This window comes from Ilumatobacter sp. (assembly GCF_049588435.1).
Lineage (GTDB): Bacteria > Actinomycetota > Acidimicrobiia > Acidimicrobiales > Ilumatobacteraceae > Ilumatobacter_A.
In genome coordinates this window covers 1-4,216 of sequence record NZ_JBAVYV010000280.1, presented here as the reverse complement: position 1 = coordinate 4,216, position 4,216 = coordinate 1, and the positions used below count along the sequence as shown (strand labels likewise).

Genomic DNA, 4,216 nt, shown 5'->3' with positions numbered 1-4,216 from the left:
GGTCACCGCCGTCGACGGGGCCGATGTCGAGGCCGCGCTGGCACCGCCGCCCGAACCCGTCCCCTCCGCACCGACCTGGTCACTCACCCCGCTCGTCGCGGTCGATCACTACCTCGACGCGGTCGCCGCCGCACGCGACGCTGTCCGCGCCGGAACGCTGACGAAGGCGGTGATCGCCCGACCGATCGACGTCGCGGCCGATTCGGTGATCAGCGTCCATGCCGTGCTCCGTCGTCTCAAGGCGACCTTCTCGTCGAGCTACCGCTATTCGGTCGACGGGTTCGTCGGAGCGTCACCCGAGTTGCTGGTCGAGGTCGAGGGAGCCGTCATCCGGTCGAACCCGCTCGCGGGAACGACACCGCGTACCGGCGACGTCGACAACGACGCACGATTGGCCGCCGAGCTCCAGGCGAGCGCGAAAAACCAGATCGAACACCGTGTCGTCATCGACGATGTCCACGACCGTCTGCTCCCCTACGTCAGCTATCTCGACTGGGAACCCGAGCCATCGGTCGTCACGGTGGCCAACGTGCAGCATCTCGGAACGCGCATGGAGGGGATGCTGTCGCAGCCCGGTCCCTCGGTGATCGAACTCGTGCGGGCCCTGTCACCGACACCGGCCCTCGGAGGGCACCCGCGCGACGCTGCGATCGAGTTGATCGAGTCCGTCGAAGGATTCGAACGCGGACGCTACGGCGGTGCGGTCGGCTGGGTGAACGCCCACGGCGACGGAACCTGGGCCGTGGCGATCCGCTGCGCGGAGTTCAGCCACGACCGCCGGTCGGCGCGACTGGTGGCCGGCGGCGGCATCGTCGCCGACAGCGAGCCACTCGCCGAACTCGCCGAGACGCAGGCCAAATTCCAGGCGATGCTCTCCGCGATCATCCGTCCCTGATGACCCCGTTCTGATCACCCTGTTCTGATCACCCCGTCCCTGATGACCCCGTTCTGATCACTCCGTCCCTGATCACCCCGTTCTGATCGAGTCGCGGGAACCTGGGACACAGTTCCATCTCGTTGTGGCAAGGTTCCCCGTCGGGAGGTCCGTCCACCGTGACGGATCGTGAGTGGGCACGAGGGGACGACCATGACCAGTGATCCGGTCGGAGATGGCACTGCAGATGGCACTGCAGATGGCACTGCAGATGGCACTGGAGGTGGCAACGCGAAGGTGTCGTCCACCGCATGGACGTGCCGCGACTGGGGCGGAATGGAACCCGACGTCGAGCGACGGATCTCTGCGTGGATCGCGAGCACGAACGGCCTCCAACTGATGCAGCAGGGGTGGAGACGATGACGATCAGATGCAACGCCGTATTCAAGGGTGGCGGGGCCAAGGGCATCGCCTACGCCGGTGCGCTCCGCGCGTGCGAGGAATGGGACATCGAGTTCGAGGAGGTCGCCGGGTCATCGGCGGGAGCGATCACGGCCGCACTCGTCGCGTGCGACTACACCGCAACCGAACTCCTTGCGTTGATGCCCGAAGCCCTCAAGACGATCGGCGGTGTCGGATCGGCGATGGCGATGGTGGGACGTCGGGCCAGCCTGCTCAGCAGCGACAGCCTGCGTGATTGGCTCCAACGTGCGATCGCCGACAAGATCGCGCCCGGCTACACCGGCGAACCTCCGGACTGCACGTTCGAGCAGATCCGAGCGGCGACGGGAATCTCGCTCTACGTGATCACCCTGGACCTCGCGTCGCGTCAGCCGCTCGTCTTCTGCCCGCGACTCACCCCCGACTCGGGCGTGGCAGCGGCGGTGGCCGCCTCGTCGGCGATCCCGGTGGCGTTCCCGCCGGCCCGGATGGTGGTCGACGGAGAGGTCCACCGCCTCGTCGACGGAGGCACGTGGTCGAACTATCCGTCATTCGTCTTTCTCGACGACGACTTCCGGCACTGCACCGGGTTGGAGAGTTCCGACCGCCCGACGATCGGCTTCGTGCTCGATCTCGAAGGTGTCGAGCCGACCGCCCCGTCGACCAGCCCACATCCGATGCCTGGGTCACCGCTGATCAGCGACCGCGGTTCGAGCGCCGACGAACTCGGACTCGGCGGTGCGGTGTTGTCATCGACGATCTTCCGCTGGGCGATCGGACTGACCCCGATCCTGTTCGTCCTGTTGTCGATCTCGTGGATCGCGAAGGAGGTGCGCGGAAACAATCCGTTGATCGGTCACGTCCCGACCCAACTCCAGGACCTGGCCCTCGCCGCGTCGGTGGCCTTGCTCGCGTTCACCGGCATCGCGGCTGGGTTGATGGCGTTCGTGATCCTGCGTCTCGGCAAGTCCTTGTTCGACACCGGCGTGGTGGGTGCGAGCGCCGCGATGGGCGTCGGACCGAGCGTTCCGTACTGGGTGGGGACGCGCAGTCAGTTGCCCGGTCTCAGCGAGTCGGAGAATCCAGGCGATCAGGACCTTCCCGAACACGTCGCCGTGCGGATCAAGGTCCCGCTCGCGCTCAAGACCCTGGCATTCGGTGCCTCACCCGAGCTGCGCCGGGCCGCGTGTGTCCGTGGCTGGGACAACACCAGCGCCGAACTCGTCCGTGTGTTCGGTCCGCCACCGGGCAATGCGGCACCGTCCTACCTCGACGCGATCGGCGCGGAGACGACGGACGACGTTCCGGAGCCCCGCTCCGCCCTACGAAGGATCATCGGTGCACCGCTCGACTTGATCGGATGGATCGCCCGGGTCATCGGATCTCTCGCGGGCCGACTCCTCGGTTGGACGTCGAGGATCGCGGTCCTCCGTGCCATCGCGCTGCTGTACGTCCTGATCGTCGGATCGGGTGCTGCCTTGAAGGTCGCCATCGGTTTCGCGGACGGGGCGACGTTGCGGACCGCCTTCTGGGCGGCAGTGGTCGGCAGCACCGTGGTGGTCGCCGTCTGGCTGATCGCGACGATGCGCCACATCGAAGTGATCAACGACCAGCCCTATCGCATCCTGCGACGGCTGAAGTATCCGGTCCTGCTGCGAATCCTGTCCGTGCTCGCCGCGGTGCTCGCACTTGGAACCGCCGCCGCCGAGTCGGAGTACGACGTCTCGTTCTTCACGGCGATCAGCGCCGAAGAACTGGTCGGCGAGGTGTCCGGCATCTGCCTGCTGATCGACGACGACTGCGTCGACCTGGACTCGACCGACCCGGGCGACGACCCGCTGTACGGCGTCTTCGTCACCGTCGACCCCGACGATCAGAAGTCCGATGATTCGTTCTCCACGTATCTCGACATCGTCGATCCCCTCGAGGTGGAGGCGACGCCTGAGTTCGTCGATCTCTCGGGGGCCGATGTCATCTACGAGGGAGACGACGAGGTTCTCGTGTTCGGCTTCCCGTCCCACAACCTGCGGACCATCGGCGACTCGGCGATCGTCAAGGTGGACCTCGACGACTCGCTCGCCTTCCTCAAGGCCGACCTGTCGAGCGATCTCGGGGCCGAGGTCGAACTGCAGGCCGTCTTGACCGTGGCGCTCGCTCTGCTCACGTTCTCGTTCCGGTCGATGCGCGCCGCGAACTGGATGAGTCAGCAGCGGATCGCCGCCTCAGCCTGACGGACGCCCCTGTTCGAGCGCGACGACGACCGCGTCGTGGATGTCACGATGCACGCGCACGTTCTCGGCCCGGCCCGACGGCACCCGACAGACCCACGGTCCGGGACGGTCGAGTTGGGCGACGAGTTCGTCACGGGTGTTCGCCGTGGCGGTCGACAACCCGTGCGCCGCCGCGAGCGCGAGAACGTCGGTGCCGAGCGGGGTCCCGAACAACTGCTCGAACCGTTCGTGACCGAGGAGCGTCGACTGGGGAAGAAACGAGAAGATTCCGCCGCCGTCGTTGTCGACGACCACGATCCTCAGATCGACGTTCCGCCCGGTCAGCCCGACGAGCGCATTCGAGTCGTGGACGAACGCGAGATCACCGATCAGGACGAATCCGGGGACGGTATCGGAGCCGGCACCGAGTGATCGGCCGAGAGCCGTGGACACGACCCCGTCGATTCCGTTGGCGCCTCGGTTGGCGTGTGCCCGCGCCGCCCGTCCACCGAACCATTCGAGGTCACGGACGGGCATCGACGACGACACCGTGACCTGAGCATCGGTCGGCGCGTGATCCGCGAGGGCTCGTGCGACCCCGGGCTCGGTCAAGTCCCGGGTCGATTCGACGGCACCGACGATCACCGTTTCGGCCATCGCCTGCGCGCTCCGCCACTCGGCGAGCCACGGG

General features: G+C 67.0%; 4 protein-coding genes. 3 read left to right on the top strand and 1 reads right to left on the bottom strand.

The annotated features are described in order from the left end of the window. From WBV89_RS10995 to WBV89_RS10985, 3 genes are all read left to right on the top strand, one after another. A partial coding sequence (locus tag WBV89_RS10995) for an isochorismate synthase (RefSeq protein WP_423981392.1) occupies window positions 1–895 on the top strand: 895 nt, incomplete at its 5' end. 192 nt (window positions 896–1,087) lie between these two features. Beyond that, window positions 1,088–1,297: a hypothetical protein gene (locus tag WBV89_RS10990; protein WP_423981391.1), complete on the top strand. Its 210-nt coding sequence runs from the start codon at window positions 1,088–1,090 to the stop codon at window positions 1,295–1,297. Further along, a complete protein-coding gene (locus WBV89_RS10985; protein ID WP_423981390.1) occupies window positions 1,294–3,546 on the top strand; it encodes a patatin-like phospholipase family protein in 2,253 nt (750 codons plus the stop codon). Before WBV89_RS10990 ends, WBV89_RS10985 begins: the two co-directional genes overlap by 4 nt. Here WBV89_RS10985 and WBV89_RS10980 read toward each other — a convergent pair. Beyond that, the coding region (locus tag WBV89_RS10980) for a thiamine pyrophosphate-dependent enzyme (RefSeq protein WP_423981389.1) at window positions 3,538–4,216 on the bottom strand (679 nt) is incomplete at its 5' end. The genes WBV89_RS10985 and WBV89_RS10980 overlap by 9 nt on opposite strands.